The 21,890-nt window shown below is 70.4% G+C and carries 15 protein-coding genes; 11 read left to right on the forward strand and 4 right to left on the reverse strand.

Annotation, left to right across the window (positions count from 1 at the left end; translation table 11 throughout):
• Positions 1–186 precede the first annotated feature (186 nt).
• Both ASD48_RS41295 and ASD48_RS16010 read left to right on the forward strand, forming a co-directional pair.
• Positions 187–387 carry an alpha/beta fold hydrolase gene (locus ASD48_RS41295; protein ID WP_157880627.1) on the forward strand — a complete coding sequence of 67 codons (201 nt, stop codon included), beginning with the start codon at positions 187–189 and terminating at the stop codon, positions 385–387.
• 1,300 nt (positions 388–1,687) lie between these two features.
• Entirely contained in the window at positions 1,688–2,029 is a 342-nt protein-coding gene (locus ASD48_RS16010; protein ID WP_057602364.1) for a peptidoglycan-binding domain-containing protein, read from the forward strand.
• Positions 2,030–2,123: 94 nt separating this feature from the next.
• Here the strand turns inward: ASD48_RS16010 and ASD48_RS16015 are convergent, their stop codons facing one another.
• Positions 2,124–3,908 carry a GAF domain-containing protein gene (locus ASD48_RS16015; RefSeq protein WP_057602303.1) on the reverse strand — a complete coding sequence of 595 codons (1,785 nt, stop codon included), beginning with the start codon at positions 3,906–3,908 and terminating at the stop codon, positions 2,124–2,126.
• Between the two features lie 182 nt (positions 3,909–4,090).
• Here ASD48_RS16015 and ASD48_RS16020 point away from each other — a divergent pair, with 182 nt between their 5' ends.
• The 7 genes from ASD48_RS16020 (at position 4,091) to ASD48_RS16050 (ending at position 13,389) form a co-directional block, all read left to right on the forward strand.
• The gene (locus ASD48_RS16020; RefSeq protein ID WP_057602304.1) at positions 4,091–5,116 is read left to right on the forward strand and encodes an NAD(P)-dependent alcohol dehydrogenase; all 1,026 of its coding nucleotides are present in this window, start codon (positions 4,091–4,093) and stop codon (positions 5,114–5,116) included.
• Between the two features lie 18 nt (positions 5,117–5,134).
• Positions 5,135–6,736, forward strand: coding sequence for an extracellular solute-binding protein (locus ASD48_RS16025; protein ID WP_057602305.1), 1,602 nt, complete (start codon positions 5,135–5,137; stop codon positions 6,734–6,736).
• Between the two features lie 81 nt (positions 6,737–6,817).
• A complete protein-coding gene (locus ASD48_RS16030) occupies positions 6,818–7,696 on the forward strand; it encodes a sugar ABC transporter permease (RefSeq protein ID WP_057602306.1) in 879 nt (292 codons plus the stop codon).
• Positions 7,693–8,538, forward strand: a complete 846-nt coding sequence (locus tag ASD48_RS16035; RefSeq protein WP_057602307.1) for a carbohydrate ABC transporter permease — start codon at positions 7,693–7,695, stop codon at positions 8,536–8,538. Before ASD48_RS16030 ends, ASD48_RS16035 begins: the two co-directional genes overlap by 4 nt.
• Positions 8,535–9,623 carry an ABC transporter ATP-binding protein gene (locus ASD48_RS16040; protein ID WP_057602308.1) on the forward strand — a complete coding sequence of 363 codons (1,089 nt, stop codon included), beginning with the start codon at positions 8,535–8,537 and terminating at the stop codon, positions 9,621–9,623. Before ASD48_RS16035 ends, ASD48_RS16040 begins: the two co-directional genes overlap by 4 nt.
• Before the next feature lies 1 nt (position 9,624).
• Complete coding sequence (locus ASD48_RS16045) at positions 9,625–10,704, forward strand: ABC transporter ATP-binding protein (RefSeq protein WP_057602309.1); 1,080 nt, start codon at positions 9,625–9,627, stop codon at positions 10,702–10,704.
• A gap of 522 nt (positions 10,705–11,226) precedes the next feature.
• Positions 11,227–13,389 carry a SpoIIE family protein phosphatase gene (locus tag ASD48_RS16050; protein WP_057602310.1) on the forward strand — a complete coding sequence of 721 codons (2,163 nt, stop codon included), beginning with the start codon at positions 11,227–11,229 and terminating at the stop codon, positions 13,387–13,389.
• Between the two features lie 58 nt (positions 13,390–13,447).
• Here ASD48_RS16050 and ASD48_RS16055 read toward each other — a convergent pair whose 3' ends face one another.
• Complete coding sequence (locus tag ASD48_RS16055) at positions 13,448–14,632, reverse strand: polyketide synthase (protein ID WP_057602311.1); 1,185 nt, start codon at positions 14,630–14,632, stop codon at positions 13,448–13,450.
• 584 nt (positions 14,633–15,216) lie between these two features.
• Between ASD48_RS16055 and ASD48_RS16060 the strand changes: the two genes are divergently transcribed.
• Positions 15,217–16,176, forward strand: coding sequence for an ATP-binding cassette domain-containing protein (locus ASD48_RS16060; protein ID WP_057602312.1), 960 nt, complete (start codon positions 15,217–15,219; stop codon positions 16,174–16,176).
• A gap of 113 nt (positions 16,177–16,289) precedes the next feature.
• On the forward strand, positions 16,290–17,105 hold the full coding sequence (locus tag ASD48_RS16065) for an ABC transporter permease (RefSeq protein ID WP_057602313.1): 816 nt from the start codon (positions 16,290–16,292) through the stop codon (positions 17,103–17,105).
• Between the two features lie 83 nt (positions 17,106–17,188).
• On the opposite strand, the gene ASD48_RS16070 is transcribed toward ASD48_RS16065, so the two are convergent.
• A complete protein-coding gene (locus ASD48_RS16070) occupies positions 17,189–20,437 on the reverse strand; it encodes a BTAD domain-containing putative transcriptional regulator (RefSeq protein WP_242432598.1) in 3,249 nt (1,082 codons plus the stop codon).
• Between the two features lie 406 nt (positions 20,438–20,843).
• Positions 20,844–21,797: a hypothetical protein gene (locus ASD48_RS16075; protein ID WP_057602314.1), complete on the reverse strand. Its 954-nt coding sequence runs from the start codon at positions 21,795–21,797 to the stop codon at positions 20,844–20,846.
• Positions 21,798–21,890: the final 93 nt, after the last annotated feature.

Genomic DNA, 21,890 nt, shown 5'->3' on the forward strand with positions numbered 1-21,890 from the left:
AGGGTACCGACCCGTCGGTATGAAGGGGGGAGCGTGACCCAGCTGAGCCTCTCCACGGGTGGGCGTGTGCGACGCGGTCACGGCGGGTCCGCCCCAAGACCGCCCGGTGCTGCTGCACGGCTTCCCGCAGACGGGGCTGGTGCGGCAACGCCAGGTCGCCGCCATGGCCGCGCACGGCCACCGGTGGTGGCGCCTGACCAGCGTGACCACTCCCCCGGCGCCCGCCCCCAGCGGCCCGAGGACTATCGCATCAGCCTTCTCGTCGACGACGCGGTCGCGGTCACCGAAGAACGGGGCTTGGCCACGTTCGGCCTGGTCGGCCATGGCTGGGGAGGCGCGGTGGCCTGGTGGACCGCTCACACCTACCCCGGCCGCGTCGCACCCTGACGGCTGTCTCGCCCCCGCGCCCCGGACGCTCCGGCCACCACCCCGCGCACCAACCAGGATCAGCGCGAACGCTCGCACGACATCGACTGGCGCGAATCACCCGCGGCCGAAGAGCGCATGCTCGCCCACGAGGCCCAAGTGCTTCGCGATCTGGAGGAAGCGCGTTCCGCCCGGCCACCGCACAGGAGACCGGGCGGCGGGGTCAACGGGCCGTACCGGCTTCTGGAGACGCCTGGCGCGCTGGGCGGCACTTGGGACTTGTTCCGCTACGCGGGCCGCCCGGGCTTCGCATGAGGCGTGGGTTACATACCGGCCGCGAGATGAAGACAAAGCCGCGCGGCCTACGTATTGCCTCCCGGAGAAGAAGCGGGGGAACCGCCGGCGTGGCGCCCTGCGCAGAGGCCCTCGCAGTGATCAGTACCCGGCGCCTGGTCCCTGACCGCCGCTGACGAAAGAAACGGCCCGTCAGAACAAGAGAAGCTGAGGAGGACACGTGGATCGCAACGACGCCAGTCCTGAGCGGACTCCCGCCTCAGACCCTGACATCGCGCATGAGCTCAGGGACTCCTTCCGAGCCGTGCTGGACGCTTTGGACGCCGCACGCGCCGACCTCCTGCGCGAACAGCAGCAGGAACGCGCCGAGGGCGCGTCTCGACCCCAGAGCCGGCCGCGTCCGCCGACCGGGGATGCCCGCTCGCCCCAGCCGGCTCCGACGTCGCCCTCGTCCTCGACCCCGGCTTCCTCCGCGTCCCGCCGGGCACTGCCGGTCAGACGTGTGCCGTCAGGCGCGCGGCCTGAGCGTCCCGGGCCCCACCGGCCGACTGCCGCCGAACGGCCGTCGGCCGCCGGCCCGCGCCAGGCCGGCACCCCCCACCCTGTCGTGGCGGAGACACCGGGGTTGCCCAGAGGGCTGGAGGCCGTCCCTCCGCCGCCGGTGGGGAGGCCGCCCTCGGCCAGTGGACCGGGCCCGCAGGTTGTCGCACCGCCCTTGGCTTTTCCCACTCCGGCTCCCTGGCAGGAGAGCGGGCGGAGCAGAAGCCCCCGTTCGGGCACCGATTGGTCGGACGTCCCCGACCATCCGGCTGTCCCGCTCGCCACCCCACCCTCCGGGGGATATCCGCCATCTGTCGGCCCGCGCGGACGCACGACCAGTGGCAGACGGCGGCGAGCCACCAGCTCCAGGAACCTGCGCGTCATCGGAATCTACGGGCTGGGCGCGGCCAGCGGATTGCTCCTCGCCTCTTTGCTGCTGATCGACCACAACGCCGAGACTTCGCGCTCCGCTTCGTCTCCCGGGCACATGGAAACCCCACTGCCGCTGACTCCCGCGCCGGAGGACCCCTCGCCCCGGGCTCCAGGGCGGCCGGACCCCTCGCAGCCCGGCACACCGGACCCGCGGCTCCCCGAAATTCCGGGCACGGGCGTCCTACGCCAGGGCGACAGCGGCCATGGGGTCTATGAGTTGCAGGTTCGTCTCCTGCAGATACCGGACATCTATAGCGGGGGCCCGATCGACGGCCGCTACGACACGAGGCTCCGAGCGGCGGTGACTCTGTTTCAGGAGCAGTACGGGATCCGCGGCGATGAGAGCGGGGTCTACGGCGACAACACGCGTTTCGCCCTCATGCTGCGGACCAAATAGCCGGCGGCGGAAGGTAGGGGCCCCGGGATCCCGCCACCCGGCTGCGAAGCCGAGCAGGCGCCGCACGCCACGGGCTGCGTGCCGGAGCGGCCCGTCACGTCAGGCTCGACGGGACGATCCCGTAGCGACGCATCTTGCGGTACATCGTGGCGCGGGAGATCCCGAGGTCCTGCGCGGTGCGCTGGACGTTGGAGTCGCGGTTCACCAACCCACGCATGATGGCATCACGTTCCAGCGCCTCGATGGTGGTGAGGACCTTGTTCGACGACACCCGGCATTCCGGCGGCAAGTCCTCCACATGGATCATCCGGCCCGAAGGCCGCCGCGCCAGGCCCCGGATCACCGACTCCAGCTGCCGGACGTTCTCCGGCCAGGGGCATCGCTGCAGCACGGTCAGCGCATCCGGGGAGAGTCTGCTCTCGCCGCTCGGCCGGTATTTGCGCAGGAAGAACCGCGCCAGGTGCTCGGTGTCCCCATAGCGATGACGCAGGGGAGGCACCTCCACCGAGGCGCCACAGCGCTGATCGAGCTGGTCGTCGGCGCCGACCAGCGACGGCTGGCCGGTCACGACCAGTTGCCCGGGCGCGCTGCCGTCCAGCCGCACCAGCAGGTTCGCCAGCCGCTGCCGCAGCCGGTCGCCGAGCAGGTGGACGTCGCTCAGGACGAGCACGTTGGACGGCACGCCAAGCAGCTCTCCGATGTCGTGCAGCCAGCGCTCGGTGACGGCCGGTGCATCCGACAGCGGCGCTTGCGTCAGCTCCAGCCGACGTCCGGCGCCGTGGGCCCGGTGCAGGGCCTCGACCAGCGTCCTCTTGCCGACGCCGGCTTCGCCCAGGAGATTGAGCCATGTCCCGGCGACGAACGCTGTTTCGCTGTCGGCGACCGCCCGCAGCCATTGCGGGGACGAGCCCACCAGTCCCAGGTCGGGGCGGGCGGGCGCGGCGGAAACCGCATGTGTGGGCTGGGACCGTCCGATCAGCCGGACTCGCAAGACGGCGCCCGCGTCACGGTCTTCGCGCCGGCAGCGACTGACCCTGAGTTCGGCGACCCGTCCCGACGGCAGGGCGATGCTACGGGTCCCCTCCAGCCGGGGATGGTCGGCGATCTCACGGGCGTGGTCGAGCAGCGCATGGTGATCCGGCCCGGCCACGGCGGCACTGAGCTGCTCGTTCATCATGACGACATCACGGTTGAGGGCCAGCACGGGTCCCGGTCGCGCCGAGGAGCACGCCTCCATGTAGTCGTGGAAAAGAGCCCGCTCGCGCCGCGAGGTGATCGCCGCGATTTCGGCCTCGATCTGAGCCGCGACCGAGCGTGCGAAGGCCATCAGCATGCCGTCGGAGCCCTGACGGATGGTGGTGAGGTTGAAGGCTCCCAGCAGGGTGCGCCGGGTGGGATGCAGGATCGGTACGGCCGCACAGCGGAAGTCCCGCAGCGCCTCGACGTAGTGCTCCGTTCCGGCGATCATGACCGGGCGGCCGCTGGCCAGCGCGGTCCCGATGCCGTTGGTGCCCACGTAACGCTCGGCGAACACATGGCCCGGTGCCAGGTGTACGCGGTTGAGGTTCGTCGTCAGCCCCTCGTGGGAGACCTTTCGGGAGAGGACCACGCCGTTGCGGTCTGTGACCATCGTGGAGACGGGGTCGTCGGCGAGTTGCTCGTGCAGCCTGTCCAGGATCGGCAGCGCCGCCCTGGCGAGGTGGCTGTCCAGATTGGGGTTGTCCAGGTACGGAGCGTCGAGGCTGCCCGGCATCACCTCGTATTCCATCGAGCGATGCCATGAGGCCACCACGAGCGGCCGGGCGCTTGGATCCTTGGTGACTTCCAGGTAGAGCTCTTTGGCTGCTCTCAGTGAGCGTCCGGGTTGTTGGCGGGGCATTAACACTCCCGTACTGCGCGCGTCACAATCCCTCGGTGCAGTGATTGGACCAGTTCGACGGTGTGACACCTACGGCGTGTATCACATTGAGACATTCGCGGACGGATTCTGAGACATCGACCTGCGAGCGGCGGCCTGTGTAATCGGCGCACCACCCACCCGCCGACTCGCAGGGAGCCGCCATGAAAGCCGTGCAGGTCATCGAGTACGACGAGCCGCCCGTGCTCGTGGACGTGCCGGACCCGCAGATCACCGGTCCGCTGGATGTGATCGTGAAGATCGGGGGCGCCGGAGTCTGCCGGACCGATCTGCACATCCTCGAAGGCCAGTGGAAGGAGAAGAGCGGGGTCGCCCTTCCCTACACGATCGGTCACGAGAACGCCGGCTGGGTCGCTGAGGTCGGGCAGGCTGTCACCAATGTCAAGGTCGGTGACCCGGTCATCCTGCACCCGCTGGTGACCTGCGGTCTGTGCCGCGCCTGCCGGGACGGCGACGATGTGCACTGCATGAACTCGGCCTTCCCCGGCATCGACGCCGACGGAGGCTACGCCGAGTACCTCAAGACCAGCGCCCGCTCTGTCGTGCCCCTCGCCCCGTCCCTGGAGCCGGCTTCGGTGGCGGCCCTGGCCGACGCCGGGCTCACGGCGTACCACGCCGTCGCCAAGGCGGCCCGGGTGCTGCGGCCCGGGGACAAGGCCGTGGTCATCGGCGCCGGCGGACTCGGACATATCGGCATTCAGGTGCTGCGGGCCCTGTCGCCGGTGGAGATGATCGTCATCGATCGCAGCCCGGAGGCCCTGGCCCTGGCCGAGGTACTGGGTGCAGACCACACCCTCGTCGCGGACGGAAGCGAAACCGACCGCGTACGGGACCTCACCGGCGGTCACGGGGCGGAGGCCGTCCTGGACTTCGTCGGCGAGGGGGGCGCTGTCGAGACGGGCGTGGCCTGCCTACGCCGCAACGGCAACTACTACGTCATCGGCTACGGCGGCCACCTCCACGTGCCGACGATCGACGTCATCTCCACGGAGATCAACTTCATCGGCAACCTCGTGGGGTCCTACAACGACCTCTCCGAGCTGATGGTCCTGGCGGCCCGGGACAAGGTCACCCTGCACACCCAGCGATACCCCCTCGCCTCCTTCCGGCAGGCCCTCGACGACCTGGACACCGGGGCCGTACGCGGCCGAGCGATCTTGATCCCCTGACACCGCAGGAGAAGCCCCATGCGCAGCAGACCGTACAAGGCCCTGGTCGCCGTCGCCGCCGTCGCGGCCCTGACCGCCACCGCGTGCACCGCCCAGGACGAGGCACAGCAAAAGCCCAAGGAGAAGACCGGGCTCTTCAAGCCCGGTTCGGAGATCAGCTACCAGAAGTACGGCAAGGACTACCCCGATACGAAGGTCAGGGACGTCCCCGGACCCTGCAGCTACGACTCGATCAGCCGCAAGGACTACTCCGGACAGACACTGAAGATCATCAGCCACGCCGTTCCCGTCATCGGCGAGCCGACCCAGCTGCACGCGAAGCAGTTCGAGGACATCACCGGCGGGAAGGTCCAGGTGGTCAACGTCCCCTTCGGCGAGCTCCATCAGAAGATCCTCACACCCCTCCAGGCGGGCCAGCCGGCGTACGACGTCATGTTCTACCCGTCCCTGTGGATCGGCGACATGGCCCCGTATCTGGCCCCGGTACCGAAGACGTACCTGGACAGCCCCGGCATGAAGGACGTCACCACGGCCTACATGGACGTGGCGACCTGGAACGGCAAGGTCGTGCAGTACCCGGTGGACGGTGACCGCCACTACCTCAAGGTCCGCACCGATGTACTGAAGGACCCCGAGCGGCAGGCGGAGTACAAGAAGGCCACGGGTAAGGAACTGCAGGTCCCGAGGACGTGGGCCGAGTACCAGGAGATCGCCGAGTTCTTCAGCGGCAAGGACCTCGACGGCGACGACAAGGCCAACTACGGCAGTGCCGAGGTGACCAAGCGCGACGACCTGACCTTCTCCGCGTTCATCAGCCGTGCGGCACCGTACGTGAAGAACCCTGACGTCAAGGGCGGCGTCTTCTTCGACCTCAAGACCATGAAGCCGCTGATCAACACGCCGGGCTTCGTCCGCGCGCTGGACGACATGGTGAGCGCCAGGTCGACCTGGGCGCCCGGCGGCGCCAACTTCGGCCTGGGAGACGAGATCTTCTCCTTCGGAGGCGGCCAGACGCTGATGTCCTACTCATGGGACGACGCCTTCATCCAGGCCCAGCAGTCGGACAGCAGGATCCGCAACAAGGTCCAGGCGGCGCCGCTGCCGGGCTCCACGGAGGTCTACAACCGCACGACGAAGTCGTGGGACAAGAAGACGAACCAGGCTCCGTACTTCACCTGGGGATGGACCTCAGCGGTGGCCGAGGCCTCGCGCCACCAGCAGATGGCCTTCGACTACCTCTGCTTCTTCAGCAACGAGGCCAACACCGCCCTCGACCTGACCATCGGCCGATTCGGTGTCAACCCCTACCGCTATGCCCACTTCGACGCGGAGTTCTGGGAGAAGCAGGGCTGGGACAAGGACGTCGCCGAGTCGTACGTGCGCACGCTCGCCGGCATGGAGAAGAGCACCAACCGCGTCTTCGACCTGCGCGTTCCCGGTGTCAACCAGTACATGTCCGCGCTGGCCAACGGTGTCGCCGCGGCTCTGGCGGGACAGAGCTCCCCGCAGCAGGCACTGGACGACGTGGCCGAGGAATGGTCGAAGATCACCGATCAGATCGGCAAGGACAAGGTCCAAAGCGCCTATCGCAACGTGGTCGCGCTCGAGGACTACTCCTGATCCGACCGCAGGACGCCCCGGGTGGCCGGACCGGACCGGCCGGTCACCCGGGGGCGCCCGCCCCCTTCCGCAAGGAGAACCATGGACGGCCTGCGCCGGCACAAGAGCATGTTCCTGCTGCCGGGACTGCTCACGCTCTTTCTGATCATCATTTTCCCGCTTCTGTTCACCATCCGCGTCAGCTTCTCCGGCTGGAACGTCAGCAATCCTGCGATGGACTTCATCGGAGGCGCCAACTACACGGCGATGCTGCACGACAGCCGCTTCTGGGCCTCCGTCAACCGGCTGATCCTGCTGGCGGGCGGCACGGTCCTGATCCAGTACGTCATCGGTTTCGGTATGGCACTGCTGGTCTGGCGCGAGGCACGCGGCCGCAGATTCTGGCGGGTGCTCTTTCTCGTCCCCATGATGACCACGCCCGTGGTCATGGCCGCCATCTGGCAGACGATCTTCCATGAGTCACTGGGACCGGCGAACGACCTGCTGGGGATGCTGAACCTGCCGAGAATCCCCTGGCTCACCGAGTCCGGTCCGGCGCTGGTCGCGCTGATGACCGTCGAGGTCTGGCAGTGGACCCCCTTCATGTTCCTGTTGCTCCTGGCCGGCCTGCTCAGCCTTCCCAAGGAACCGTTCATGGCCGCCGCGATCGACGGCGCCGGCACCTGGCGCACCTTCTGGAAGGTGACCTTCCCGCTGATGGCGCCCGTCTCGGTCGCGGCGGTCATCATCCGGCTGGTCGAGGCGTCCAAGCTGTCCGACAGCGTCTACGTGCTGACGTCCGGCGGGCCGGGGTCCTCCACGGAGACCCCGGGTTACTACCTCTACATCCAGGGGCTGCGCGATCAGCAGACCGGCTACGGCGGGGCGATGTCCCTGACCTACCTCGTCCTGATGATCGTCACGCTCACGGTCGTCGCCGCCCTGCTCACCAGGGCCTTCAAGCTGAAGGGGGACTCATGAGGTCACGCCTCTACCCCGTTTTCAAGTACACCGTGATCGCCTTGTGGGCCTGCTTCGTCGCGGGACCGTTCTTCTGGGCGATGACGACCAGCTTCAAGAACGCCAACGCCGTCCAGGGCGGTCCCACCTACCTTCCCTGGGTGCAGTACAAGCCCACTCTCACCGGCTGGCGCAACATCTTCGGCGGAGCCGGCGGCATCGATGTGATCGATCCCTTCATCAACAGCGCGATCATCACCGTCGCCGCGTCCGCCATCAGCCTGGCCCTGGGATCCCTGGCCGCCTACGCGCTTTCCCGGTACCGGTTCAGGCTGGGCTTCATCAAGAACAGCGACATCGTCTTCTTCTTCGTCTCCCAACGGATCATGCCGCCCGTCGTCCTGGTGATCCCCTTCTTCTACCTCCTGCAGTGGGGTGGCCTCCTGGACAGCATCCCGGGCCTGGTCATCGTGACGGTCGCACTGCTGCTGCCGATCGCGGTCTGGGTGATGGTGGACTTCTTCAACGGCATCCCCCGGGAGATCGACGAGATGGCGATGCTGGACGGCTGTCCCCCGTTCCAGACCTTCGTACGGGCGATCCTGCCGAACTCCCTGCCCGGGCTGACCGTGGCGGCGATGTTCTGCGCCGTGTTCGGCTGGAACGACTTCTTCTTCGCCTTCCGGCTGACCTTCACCGAGGTCCAGACCCTGCCCCAGGCGGTCGTCGCCCTCAACTCCTCCATTCCACCGTGGTGGACGCTGTCCGCCGCCGCGCTCTTCGGCGTGGCACCGCTGATCCTGCTCGCCCTCTGGGTGGAGCGCCTACTGTCCAAGGGGAACCTGTCGGGAGCGGTCCGATGAATTTCAGCGCCACTGATCTGTGTCTGACCGTCGACGGCGTCGACCACCTCAAGAACGTGACCGCCACCTTCCAGCCGGGACGGCTCCACACCGTCATCGGCCGGACGATGGCCGGGAAGACGACGCTTCTGCGGGCCCTGGCCGGCCTGCAGAAGGTGGACTCCGGCTCGCTGACCCGGGCGGGAGCCGACTTCCTGAGGACGCCGGTGTGGCGGCGCGACACCGCCATGGTCTACCAGCAGTTCATCAACTACCCGCATCTCAACGTGTTCGACAACGTGGCCTTCCCGTTGAAGCGGGCCGGGCTGTCACGGAACGAGGTCCAGCGACGGGTCCGGCAGAGCCTGGCGAGCGTGGGGCTTGCGGACTTCGAGAAGCGCAAACCCTCCCAACTCTCGGGCGGGCAGCAGCAGCGCGTCGCGATGGCTCGCGCCCTGGCCCGCGGTACCGGCATCCTCCTGCTCGACGAACCGTTGGCGAACCTGGACTACAAGTTGCGCGAACAGCTGCGCGACGAGTTCAAGGCCCTCTTCTCGGACCAGGGCGACACGATCGTCATCTACACGACCACCGAACCCGCCGAGGCCATGATGCTCGGGGACGTGGTCCTGGTCATGCACGAGGGGCGGATCCTCCAGACCGGCACACCGCAGGAGGTCTTCGAACATCCGGCGACCACCGCGGTGGCGTCCATCATCAACGATCCGCCCATGAACATCTTCGCGGGCCGGACCGAGGGAGGCCAGGTCATGGTGACCGGCTTCCAGGCCACGCACGTCTCCGCGCACCTGGCCGACCTGCCCGACGGTGCCTACCAGTTCGGCCTGCGCGCCACCGACGTCAGCCTGGCTTCCGGTGGGGTCGAGGCCGAGGTCACCTTCGTCGAGATCTCCGGCTCCGAGACCTTCGTCCATGTGGTCGTCGGCGAGACCCCCTTCGTCGTACGGATCGAGGGCATCCACGACGTCGCCCTCGGTGACCTGGTCAGACTTCGACTCCGTCCCGACCGGCTGTTCGCCTTCGACGAGCAGGGGACGCTCGTGCGAACACCTTCGTACGATCTCGCTTCAGTGGAAGGGCGCTGATATGGCGCAGTTGGACATCGTCGACGTCGGGCACGCGTACACGCCGGGTGCCGAGGAGGAGCAGTGGGCTCTCAAGCCGCTGAAACTGACCTTCGAGTCCGGCAAGACCTATGCGCTGGTCGGACCCTCGGGCTGCGGCAAGACGACGCTGCTGAACATCCTGTCCGGCCTGGTCAGACCATCCCGGGGACAGGTGCTGTTCGACGGCCTCGACGTCACCGCCCTGCCCACCAAGGCGCGCAACATCGCCCAGGTCTTCCAGTTCCCCGTCATCTACAAGTCGATGACGGTCTACGAGAACCTCGCCTTCCCGCTGCAGTGCCGGCGTTGGGACAAGGCGAGGATCGCCGCCAAGGTGCAGCAGGTCGCCGAGGCCCTGGACCTGCACGATCGGCTGCGCCAACCCGCCCGCGGCCTCACCGCCGACGACAAGCAGCTGATCTCGCTCGGCCGCGGCCTGGTCCGTGACGACGTGGCGGCCGTCCTGATGGACGAGCCGCTGACCGTCATCGACCCGCAGCTGAAGCACTCGCTGCGGCGCAAGATCCGTGAGATCACCGAACAGTTCCAGCCCACGGTGATCTACGTGACCCACGACCAGTACGAGGCGATGAGCTTCGCGCAGGAATTGCTGGTCATGAAGGATGGCCGCGCCGTGCAGCAGGGCACCCCGGAGCAGCTCTTCGAGGCGCCCTCCTCCACCTACGTCGGCTACTTCATCGGCTCACCGGCGATGAACTTCCTTGCCCTCGACCGTAACGACGGGCCCTTCGAGCTGGGCGGCCGGACGCTGTCCGTCGCCTGGGACATCCCCCACAGCACGACCGACGTCCAGGTCGGCGTCCGGCCCGAATACGTCAGGGTCGTCACGACCCCCGGCCTCAACACCTTCCCCGGCCGACTGCGGGGGGTCAGCGACCACGGCGCACAGCGCGTGCTCGAGGTGGAGGTCGCCGGGCAACTCGTCAGGGCCAAGACGCCGCGGGAGGAGGGAGTTCCGGTCGGCGAGGAGGTTCTCGTGCACCTGCCGCGCGCCAAGGTCCTTCCGTACGTGGACGGTCGGTTGGCACTCCGGTCGTGACGACCGTCGGGCATGCCCGCGCCCCTGCCCGCCCGACCACAGCGCGTTGGGGGCCGCGGGCCGTGCGACGGAACGCCGCGACACTCAGGTGTCCGGGGGTCCGTAATCCGGCGACGGCAAGCCGCAGCGGTTACGCGAAGGTGACAAGCCGCCGACCGTCACACACCGGCAGTGACCGAGCGTCGGAGCGCACTCACCTACCAGCGATCCGTAGCCCGAGCAGCTGGGCTGGACGGGACCCGTCTTCGCCCGCCCCGACTTCCCGCCCGCATGAACCACGGGGCACCACACAACGGTGGTCGACGAGTACCGGCGGGCGGCGCCCGCTCCCCTCTCGGCGTCATGAGCACGGCCCCGCCCGTCGCGGCATGGCTCACGGCCGGCGGTGACCGTGCGATCCGCTGGTGGGCGAAGCGACCTCCGGTGTTATTCAATGAGGTGTGCGGTCAGGGATCTCGGGGCCCGGTCGCACGGGTCCGAGTACAGCCCCGGCGCTGTGCCGGGGATTGCCGAGAGAGCCGCATGGACTCCACGCCGTCGCCCTCGTCCTCATCGCCGTTCGACCTGGTCAGCAGTGCCCTGGGGCGCTACGGTTCGCGCGGCGGAGCGGCAGCGGCCGCCGGTCCTGACAACGCGGCGGGCGAGCACACCACCGGCCGACGCGCAGCCGACAGCCCGGCGGCCGACCGGCACGACCAGATTCTCGGCGTGGTGAACCTGGACCGGGATCTGAGGATCACCCGCTGCAACCTGGACGCCGCCGTGTTCGCGGGTCTGGACGCCGCGCCCGGGAGCCTCTTCGCCGATCTCCTGCCCCCCGGGGACGTACCGACGGTCACACGGCGATTGCGGCAGGTCCTGGAGATCGGTGAGGCGCACGTCGCCCGGATCCAGCGCCTGCGGCGCTCCGACGGGTCGGAGCTGGTGGTCTCGCTGAGCATCCTGCCCGCCGCTGCGCCTCAGGAGGGTCTGACCGTCTCCCTGATCGCCATGGCCAGGAGGCTGCACCTGTACGCCGCCGAGACCGCGATCGGCACCTCACTGGACATCGGCGAGACCGCCCAGTCACTGGCGGAGTCGCTGCTGGCCTGGGGAGACGTGGCCGCCGTCGACCTCGACTTCGCCGTGTGGACGGGCGAGGGTGTCACCGATCAGGCGCAGGGCCGCATCCGGCTGCGGCGGGCAGCCCTGGTACCGGACCGGGCGTGGCCCGAGGGTTACGTGACCCCGGGCGGCGATCTTCCGAGTGACGCCAGTCGCCTGCTGGCACAGGCGGTACTGCGGGACGACGCCCCGCAGGCCATCGTCATACCCGACCGCAAGGCGGTCGAGCGGCTGCTCGGCAGTCCGCGCGTGATCCGCGCGCTGGTACCCGGTGACCGGTCGGCGGGTGTGGCGTGCATGCCACTGGTCCTGGACAGCGTGCCACCCGTCGTACTGGGTGTCGCGGAGGTCTGGCGACGGGCGGACCGCCCCTTCCGCGACGGCGAGCTGTTCGACCTCCAGGAACTGGTGGCCAGGACCGCCCATCACGTCGACCTGGCCCGTCAGCACCAGCGCGAGCACACGCAGGTGCTGGCGTTGCAGCGCCGGCTGCTGCCCCGCACGGGCGGCCACACCCTGGAGATCGCCAGCATCTACCAGCCCGCCACCCCCGACAGCGCGGGCGTCGGCGGCGACTGGGTGAACAGTTTTCCCCTGCCGGACGGCCGTACCGCGCTGGTGGTCGGCGACGTCGTCGGGCACGGCCTGGGAGCCGCGGCGACCATGGGCCAGCTGAGCATGGAGGCCCGCGCGCTGCTGTCCGCGGGGCTGGCACCGGACGAGGTGCTCGAACATCTGGACGATACCGTGACGCTGCTGGACGACGCGGAGTCCGGGCTGACGGCCGGCTACAGCGCCCTCGGCTCCACCTGCTGCATCGCCCTCTACGACCCGGTCGGCCACCATGTGACGCTCGCCAGCGCCGGTCACCTCCCGCCGGTCCTCGTCCTTCCCGACGGTCGCGCGGCCCCGCTCGCGGTCCGCCCCCATCCCGGCCTGGGCGTCGAGTTCGCGCTGCGGGAGCCGTTCGACGTGCACACGTTCGACGCGCCTCCGGGTTCCCTGCTCGCCCTCTACACCGACGGCCTGGTGGAGGACCCGGCCCTGTCGATCGACGAGGGCATCGCCAGGCTGGCGGACACCGTGGCCACGGTGCATCCCTGGGACACCCTCCAGCAGGCCGCCCGGCATGTGGTGTCCACGCTGGCGCCGGTGCGTCAGCGCGACGACGTGACCCTGCTGCTCGCGCGCATGATCGGCTACCGCAAGGAGGACACCGCGACCTGGCGGCTGCCCGCCCGTGCGGACGCGCCCGCCCGTGCCCGCGCGCACGTCTCCGCGCTGCTGCGGCGGTGGGACAGCAGGAGCGACACCCGGGACGACGTGACGCTGCTGGTCAGCGAACTGGTCACGAACGCGGTGCGCTTCGCCGCCGGCCCCGTCACGGTACGGCTGATCAGGGCGGGTCACGTCCTGCTGTGCGAGGTGGGCGACACCGGCAACGGCAGACCGCGGCTGGGCCGGGGCGACCTCCTCGACGACGCCGGGCGCGGGCTGCACATCGTGCACAGGCTCACCACCCGGTGGGGTGTGCGGTGGACGGACACCGGCAAGGTGGTGTGGGCGGAGGTCGCCGGATGACGCAGCCGCGGATGGGCGCGGCCCGGATGCGCTCGCGCGAGCGCGGCGCGACCTCGCGCTACAGCCATTCCCCCTCCAGGGCGGTGGCGGTGAGGCCCGGTGCCGCCGCGTACAGGACGGCGCGGCTGCCCGGCTTCTGCCCGGCGTCGTGCGCCCGCCTCAGGATGTCGAACACGGCGGCGCCGCCGCGGTTGCCGCTGGTGTAGCTGTCCCGGCTGTAGTCCAGCAGCCCCGACGGCCACGCGTCGGGCATCGTCTGCTCCATGTACTCCAGCACCCGGGTCCCGCCGGGGTGCGCCAGCAGCACATCGGGGTGCCAGGCGTCGGGGTCGTCCTGGTAACGCAGGCGCAGCCACTCCCACATCGCGGTGACCGTCTCCTGGACGGCGCGCGGCCCGCGCCGGTCCATCACGAAGTGGGTGCCGTCCGCCCGCGTCTCCAGACGGTGCAGGTCCTGGGTGCCGGGCAGGGTGTGGTTCCAGGAGGCGTCCAGCCGCAGCACCGACTCGCTCCTCGGGCGGCCCGTGACCACCGCGGCGACGGCGGTGTCCGCGAACAGCAACCGGACGATGAGCGACTCGATGGTGTCGTCGGCGGGCTGGTAGGTCGTGCTCAGCGCCTCCGCGATCACGACCAGGACCACCCGGTCGGGGTCCGCGGCCACGAGATCGGCCGCCAGGGCCAGGGAGCGGGTCCCCGCGATACAGGCCCACTGCGTGGCCGGCAGCAACATCACGTCGTCGCGGAGCGCGAGCTTGTCGGCCAGGGCGATGTCCAGACCCGGCAGCGCCGGGGTGGTGGAGTGACTGGTGATCAGGCAGTCGACGTCCGAGGCGTCCAGCCCGGCGATCTGCAGGGCACCGCGCGCCGCACGCTCCCCGTAGGACTGCACGGCCTCCCAGGCCGGCGCGGTGCGCTCCTGGACGGTCTGCGGCGCGGGTATCGCTTCGAGGGCGGCGATCACGCGGCCCACGTCCTGTCCGCTGAACCCTTCGCGCGCCAGCGCCTCTTGAGCGGGTCCGTTGCCGACATCACGCAGGCCGCTGCCCTTCCCGGGCGCGACGGCGGTCTCCAGCGGCAGCATCCACCCGCGGGTCTCGATGCCCGTACTGGCCGCGATGCCGTCGATCCGCGGTGCCCACGCCGCGTGCGGATGCCGGTCGCGCACCTCCGCCACGATCTGGCTGGTCTCCACGGCGTGCTCGCCGTGTATCACGGCAGGGGGACAGAGGTATGCGGCCATGATGGGCACCTTTCCGAGGAAACGAGGAGGAACGTCACGAAGGCTGCGCCATGGGCCACTTTGGAACCTCGCGCCCATGCCGGCGGGCTCCCGTCCGGGAGTCGCTGTCGCCATCGAGCATGGACGCCAAATGGACATTTCCGCTGTGACTCAGACAACTTGGACGGCTTCTTGTGGCGTGATACGGCACACACCCCCATGCCGGTCCCCCACCGTCCCGCCTACGTGACGCTCAACTGTCGGACCGTCAACTTCCCTTTCGGCGGGCTGGCGGCCCTCACCTCCGGCCCCGGCAGACCATTGGATGCGCCCTGTTCACCGTGGTCTTCCTCGTTCGGGCCATCGGCAACGGCACCCTCCGGCATCGGCGCCTCCGCGCCATGCAAGCGTCCCTCGACGGCGAGAGCGTCCCAGCTCGCGCTCCCCCCACCGCACACCCGAAGGGGGACGACGCCTGACACCGCCTGACACTCCCTGACAAGCGTCGGCGACCGCCGTCAGCGCGCTGTCCGCGGACTGTCAGCGACTCCCGGCATCGTCATGGTCATCGAGAACGACGAGGATCTGACGAGGAGTTGTTGAACATGACGTACGCGATCCGGGCCGAGGGGCTGGTCAAGAAGTACGGCGATTTCACCGCCCTGGACGGCGTCGACCTGGAGGTCCCGGCCGGCAAGGTCGTCGGCGTCCTGGGCCCCAACGGCGCCGGCAAGACCACCACCGTGCGCATCCTGGCCACGCTGATGCGCCCCGACGGCGGACACGCCACCGTCGGCGGCCACGACATCGTCAAGGACCCGGTCAAGGTCCGGCAGCTGATCGGGTTGACCGGTCAGTACGCCTCCGTGGACGAGAGCCTGTCCGGCGCCGAGAACCTGGTGCTCATCGGCCGGCTGCTCGGCCTGTCCCGGCGCGATGCGAAGGCGAGGGCCGCCACGCTCCTGGAGGACTTCTCCCTCGCCGAGGCGGCCCGCAAGCCGATCGCCACCTTCTCCGGCGGGATGCGACGCCGTCTGGACCTGGCCGCCTCCCTGGTGGGCCGGCCCCAGGTGCTCTACCTGGACGAGCCCACCACCGGTCTGGACCCGCACGCCCGGCAGGAAGTCTGGGAGGTCGTACGGCAGCTGGTGGCCGACGGCTCCACCGTGCTGCTCACCACCCAGTACCTGGAGGAGGCCGATCAACTCGCCGACTCCATCACCGTTTTCGACAAGGGGCGCAAGGTCGCCGAGGGCCGCCCCGGTGAGCTCAAGCGTCGCGTGGGCGGCCAGATCCTCCAGGTCCGGCCCACCGTGGCCGCCGATGTGCCGCAGGTCGCCGCGATGCTCACCGAGCTCACCGGACACGCCCCCGCCCGGGACTCCGGCGTCCTCACCGTGCCGGCCGACGACCCGATGATCGTCGCGGCGGTCGCGCGCCGCCTGGACGGCGTCGGCATCACCGCCGACGAACTCGGCCTGCGACTGCCCAGCTTGGACGAGGTCTTCCTCGCCCTGACCGGACACGCGCCCGCTGTCACCGGCGACCAGCCCGTCGCCGTCTGACTTCGCGGCCGCCCAAGACCGCCCCCAGCTCCGTCGACTCCCCCAGCCGCCCCGATTCCCCTGGTTCCCCTGACTCCCCTGACTCCGTGCAGACTTTCCCGAGAGGACCCGCCATGAGCGCCCAGCCCCTCATCGCAAACGCCGAGCTTCCCGGCCGCATCGGCCTCGCGCAGACCGCGCGGCACAGCCTCGCCCTGGCCGGCCGCGGCGTCACCAAGTTCATGAAGTCGCCGATCCAGCTGGTCGACGTGATCCTCACCCCGATCATCAGTCTGCTGATGTTCATCTACCTCTTCGGGGAGGCCATGTCCGGCGGCGACACCGACGGCTATCTGCAGCTCGTCACGCCCGGCGTCATGGTCATGGCCGTCTTCCAGGCCAGCGTCGGCATCGGTGCCTCGCTCTGCGCGGACGCCAGTACCGGGATCTTCGACCGGTTCCGCAGCATGCCGATCGCCCGCTCGAGCCCGCTGATCGGCGCCGTCCTCGCCGACATCGTCCGCTATGTCGTCTGTCTGGGCACCCTGGTCGTCCTCGCCCTGATCATGGGCTACCGCGTCGAGGCCGGCCCGGTCGCCTCGCTCACCGCGCTCGCCCTGCTCGTGGGCTTCGCCCTCAGCTTCTCCTGGATCTCGGTGTACCTCGGGATGCTCATCAAGAACCCCGCCTCCGTACAGGGCCTCATGACCATCCTGATCCTGCCGCTCACCTTCGCCAGCAACGTCTTCGTCCCCCGGGACGACATGGCCGGCTGGCTCCGGGCCTGGTCCGACGTCAACCCCGTCTCCCTGGTGGCCGACACGGTCCGCGGTCTGCTCAACGGTGGCCCGGTGGCCGGTTCCCTGGCCGGCACCTTCGCCTGGATGGCCGGCGTGATCGCCGTCTTCTTCCCGCTGGCCATGCACGCCTACCGCAAGAACGCCGGATGATCCTCCGGTGACCGACCCGGCCGGGCGAGGTCCGCACCCCGTGTGCGGACCTCGCCCGGCCGTCCGCATGGCCGCGCACCTCGTCAGAGCCCCGGTACCGTCCGCAAGGTCTCTGCCTCCAGCCACCGCAGCGCGTCCTCACGGGAGTACGCGGCCCCGTCCTCGAACGCCTTCCTGAAGCCCTCCTCGCCCAGCGTCGCCACGATGCGGTCGACGAGCTCGCGCCACTCCGGCTCGCCCCAGTCGAAGGCCCCGCGCATCACCTGGCTCATGCCGAGCGACCTGGCGCCTTCTTCGGGGGCGCCCTCCAATGCCCTCAGTCCGCCGAGCAGTTCGGCCACCCAGGCGAGCGCCGCGCCCGCTCCCTGGCCGAACAGGGCGCCGGCCGCCTCGGGCAGCAGAGCCCTGGCCCGCGCCGCGTCCCCCTCGGCGAGACGATTCTCGACGCGGGTGCTGACGATCAGGTCGCGAGCCAGTTCCCTGAGGGAGGGGCGCCGAGCGCTCAGCGCCTCGAGACGGTCGAGGGTCGCGTCGGCCTGCGCCAGGTCACCGGACCTGCGGTACACGTTGGCCAGGCCCACGAGGATGTTGGCCTCCAGGCGCAGCTGTCCCTGCTCGCGGGCCTGCCGGTGGGCGGCGTGCAGATCGCGGAAGGCGCCTGCCAGGTCGCCGCTGCGCCGCCGCTCGCGGGCGAGCCTGGCCTTGCTGAGGTAGAGGTAGTCCTCGGTGCCGAGCTCGGAGCTGAGTGCCACGGTTCGTTCGAAGGTGGCGATGGCCTGCGGATACTCGCCGCGCAGCGAGTGGTCGCGGCCGATCGGGAGCAGGCTCATCACGAGCCCCCAGCGGTCGCCCACCTCCTCGAAGCCGCGCAGCGCCTCGATCCGGGACTCGGCGCCGGTGACCAGATCACCCTGTTCGGTGAGGGCGAAGTCCCGCGCCAGGTGGGCGCTGGCGCGCACCCAGGGATCGGGCGAGTCGAGCGCGCTCCGCTCCGCGGCTTCGCCCGACCCCGGCGCGCCCGCGGGGAAGGAGACCCGGGACATCCGCAGGAGCAGTACGGCCGGGTGGAACTCCCGTGCGGTCGCAGATTCGCCCTCGACGGCCGGACGTTCGCCGCCCCCTGCCCGTACGGCGCTTCGTGCCCGTACGGAATGCCGTTCCAGTACGGCATGGCGTACCGGTACGGAATCCTGTACCCGTACGGGTTCCGGTGCCGGTACGCCTTCCCCTGCCTCTGCGGTGTCCGACCCGGCGACCTCCGCCAGATACGTGTCGAGCCGGGTACCCATCCCCCTGATCCCCCAGTACCAGAACATCGCCTCGGCGAATCGAGCGGCCAGGCTCGCGTCCCGGGCGTCGACGACCAGGCGCAGCGCGAGGACGAGGTTGTCGTGTTCGGCGTCGAAGACCTCGATCGCCCGCAGCTGTTCGCCGGTACGAAGACGGGGTTCGTGTTCTTCCGCGAGGGCCAGGAAGTAGGCGGCGTAGCGCTTGGTGAGGGCGTCCCCGGACTCGGCGTCGGCAAGCTTTCTCGCCGCGTACGCGCGTACCGTCTCGAGCATCCGGTAGCGCGGCTCGCCCGCGCCGTCGTCGGCATGGTCGACCAGCGACTTCTCTACCAGGGCGTCCAGGACGTACGGGATGTCGGCGGCCGGGAGCGACGGGTCCGCGCACACGGCTTCGAGCGCGGGGACGGTCGCCCCGCCCGGGAACACCGACAGCCTGCGGGCGAGGATCCGCTCGGGTTCGTCGAGCAGGTCCCAGCTCCACTCGACGAGCGCGAGCAGCGTGCGCTGGCGAGGCAGGGCGGTGCGGCTGCCCGAGGCGAGGAGCCGGAAGCGGTCGTCGAGGCGACGCGCGATCTGCTCGACGCTCATCGAGCGGAGCTTCGCCGCGGCCAGCTCGAGGGCCAGCGGCATGCCGTCGAGCCGTCGGCAGATCTCGACCACGGCGTCGAGGGTCATGTCGTCGAGCGTGAAGTCCGGCCGGACTCCGGCGGCCCGCTCGACGAAGAGGCGGACGGCGGGCGATTGCGCGGCCTCGGCGGGCTCCGGCGATCCCGTCGGTACGTCGAGGGGGCCGAGGTGGCACAGGGACTCACCGGTGATGGCGAGAGCCTCGCGGCTGGTGGCGAGGATCCGCAACTCCGGCATCTGGTGCAGGAGTTCGGCGGCAAGCTCCGCGGCCGCGTCGACGAGGTGCTCACAGTTGTCGAGCAGCAGCAGGGCGTCGCCGCTGCCGAAGAGCCCGGCCATGCGCTCGACCGGGCCGGCCGGCCGCCCCCGGCCGGCATCGTAGAGGCGGCCGTCGGTCGAGCTGAGGGCGCCGAGCACCGCGTCGGCCAGCCGGTCCGGTGCGCTCACCCCGGCGAGCGGCACGAACCAGACCCGGCCGCGCGCGTGGGCCCGGTCCCGGGTGGCCGCTTCGAAGGAGAGGCGGGTCTTGCCCGCCCCACCGGGGCCGACGATGGTGACGAGCCGGCTGTGGGCCATTTGCCTGCCGAGCCGGCTCAGTTCGTCGTCGCGGCCGACGAAGCTGGTCAGTCTCGCCGGGAGGCGGCTCGCGGCGGCCTCGGCCCGCCCGGCGGGTGTCTCCAACTCGCCTCGCAGCAGGGCCAGATGGACCTCGCGCAGCTCGGTCGAGGGGACGACGCCGAGCTCGTCGTCGAGCCGCTCACGTATCGCCTCGTACACCGCGAGGGCATCGGACTGCCGTCCGGCCGCGGAGAGCGCCCGCATCCGCAGCCCGGCGACCCGCTCGCTCAACGGCCTTTCGGCACCGGCCGCTTCGAGGTCCGTCAGCACTTCTCCGTACCGTCCGAGCCGTAGCTCGGCATCGCAGCGGTCCTCGGCCGCCGCGGTCCGCAGGCCGTCGAGCCGGGTCGCCACGGGGCCGGCGAAAGGAGCGTCCAGGACATCGGCGAGCGCGGATCCCTGCCAGAGGCCGAGGGCCGTTCCGAGCAGCGAGGCGGCCTGGCCGGCCCGTCCGGCCGCGAGTTCCCGGCGGCCCCGAGCGGTCAGATCCTCGAAGCGGTGAACGTCCACGTCCTCGGCCCGCACCGCGAGCCGGTAGCCGCCGGGCGCGGACTCCACCGCCGCGGACCCGCTCAACGCCCTGCGCAGCCGGGACACCAGCGCCTGGAGCGCGTTGGCCGCGTCGTTGGGCGGCTGTTCGCCCCACAGGCCGTCGACGAGGGAGTCGACGGACACCGTCCGGCCCGCTTCGAGGGCGAGCCTGGCGAGGAGCATCCGCAGCCGGGCGCCACCCACCCCGACCGGCGTCACATCGTCGGCGTACACCCGAATCGGTCCCAGCAGCACTACGCGCACCACGGCGGTCTCCCCCTCCGGACCGACCCGTCCCTGGCGTGTCGATCATCCCTTCAACGCCGGGTCAGCATCACCCAACTGACGTCTCCAGTAAAGCGAAGGCGCACCGTACGGCGGCGCGGACGGGCCGCGTCCGTCGTGCCGCGTTCGTCGTGCCGCGTCGGGGCGACGGTCTCCGTGCCCGCGGCCACCCGCTCCCGGGAACGCGGCGACAGCAGCGCGACCAGCCACCGGCGCGGCGTCGGACACGTGGTGCGGTGTCGCCGACCGATCGCCCGAGGTCACCGGCTCGCAGGGGCGCGCGCGGCCTGGTGGAGCAGCCTGGCGCTCTCGGCGTTCAGCGTGTACGCACGCGGTCTGGCTGTCACCGGAGGGTTCCGGACGCCCGCGCTCTCGACGGCCGTCGGTTTCAGGCGACGGCGCGGGGCCGCCCGGCGGGCGTGGGAGGCTCGCCGAGGCGTTCGAGCAGCAGTCCCTCACGGGTGGACCAGGGGCAGATCTCGACATTCCTGACTCCGCAGGCCTCCATGAGGGCCTGTGCGATCAGGGCTCCGGCCAGGGACTGTTCGGCGCGGTGCCGGGAGATGCCCGGCAGCTTGGCGCGACGGGACGGTCCCGCGTCGGCCAGCAGGGAGACCGATGTGCGCAGTTGGGGCAGCGCCAGCAGCCGTGCGCCTCGGGGTGACTTGCTCTGGGCGGCGGCGAGCCGGGCGAGCTGTTCGAAGGTCTTGGAGCAGGCCAGCACTCGCCCGCCCGGTTCGGCCTGCGGCAGGCCGGGGACACCCTCCAGGGACCGGCGCAGGTGCTGCCGGATCTCGGCCAGACGGCGCGGGGACGGCGCGATGCCGCCGGGAAGCCAGTCCCGGGTGATCCTGCGGGCGCCCAGCGGCAGCGAGTGCACGACGCCGGGCTGCTCTGCGCTGCCGGAGGCGATCTCCACGGTGCCGCCCCCGATGTCCAGGACCAGCAGCCGGCCGGCCGTCGGGCCCGCCCAACGGCGGGCGGCCACGTAGGCCAGCCGCGCCTCCTCCTCGCCGGCCAGGACGCGCAGCCGGGTGCCCGTGGTGCGTGCCACCCTCGCGATGATCTCGTCGCAGTTGGGCGCGTCCCGGATGACGGAGGTGGCGAACGCGAACACGTCCTGCCCGCGCAGCCGCGGGTCGGCGTCGACGGCCTCGGCCACGGCCCGCTCGACGCTCCTCACTCCTGCCTTGTCCAGCCGCCCCTTGCGGTCGAGGGTCTCGTGCAGGCTCAGGCGTACCTTGCGGGAGAACACCGGCTCCAGGTCGGCGCCCGGGCGCCGCCGCACCACCGTCAGCAGAGCACTGTGGCACCCGACATCGAGCACACTCGCCTGCCGCATCCCATCGCCTCCTTCTGGCCCCGCGCCCGGCCGGACCGGCCTTCTCCGATCCTCCGCCGGCGCCTCGGACGGCGCGACGGGTTTTCCGGCCCA

It is taken from the genome of Streptomyces sp. Root1310 (assembly GCF_001426425.1).
Taxonomy (GTDB): domain Bacteria; phylum Actinomycetota; class Actinomycetes; order Streptomycetales; family Streptomycetaceae; genus Streptomyces.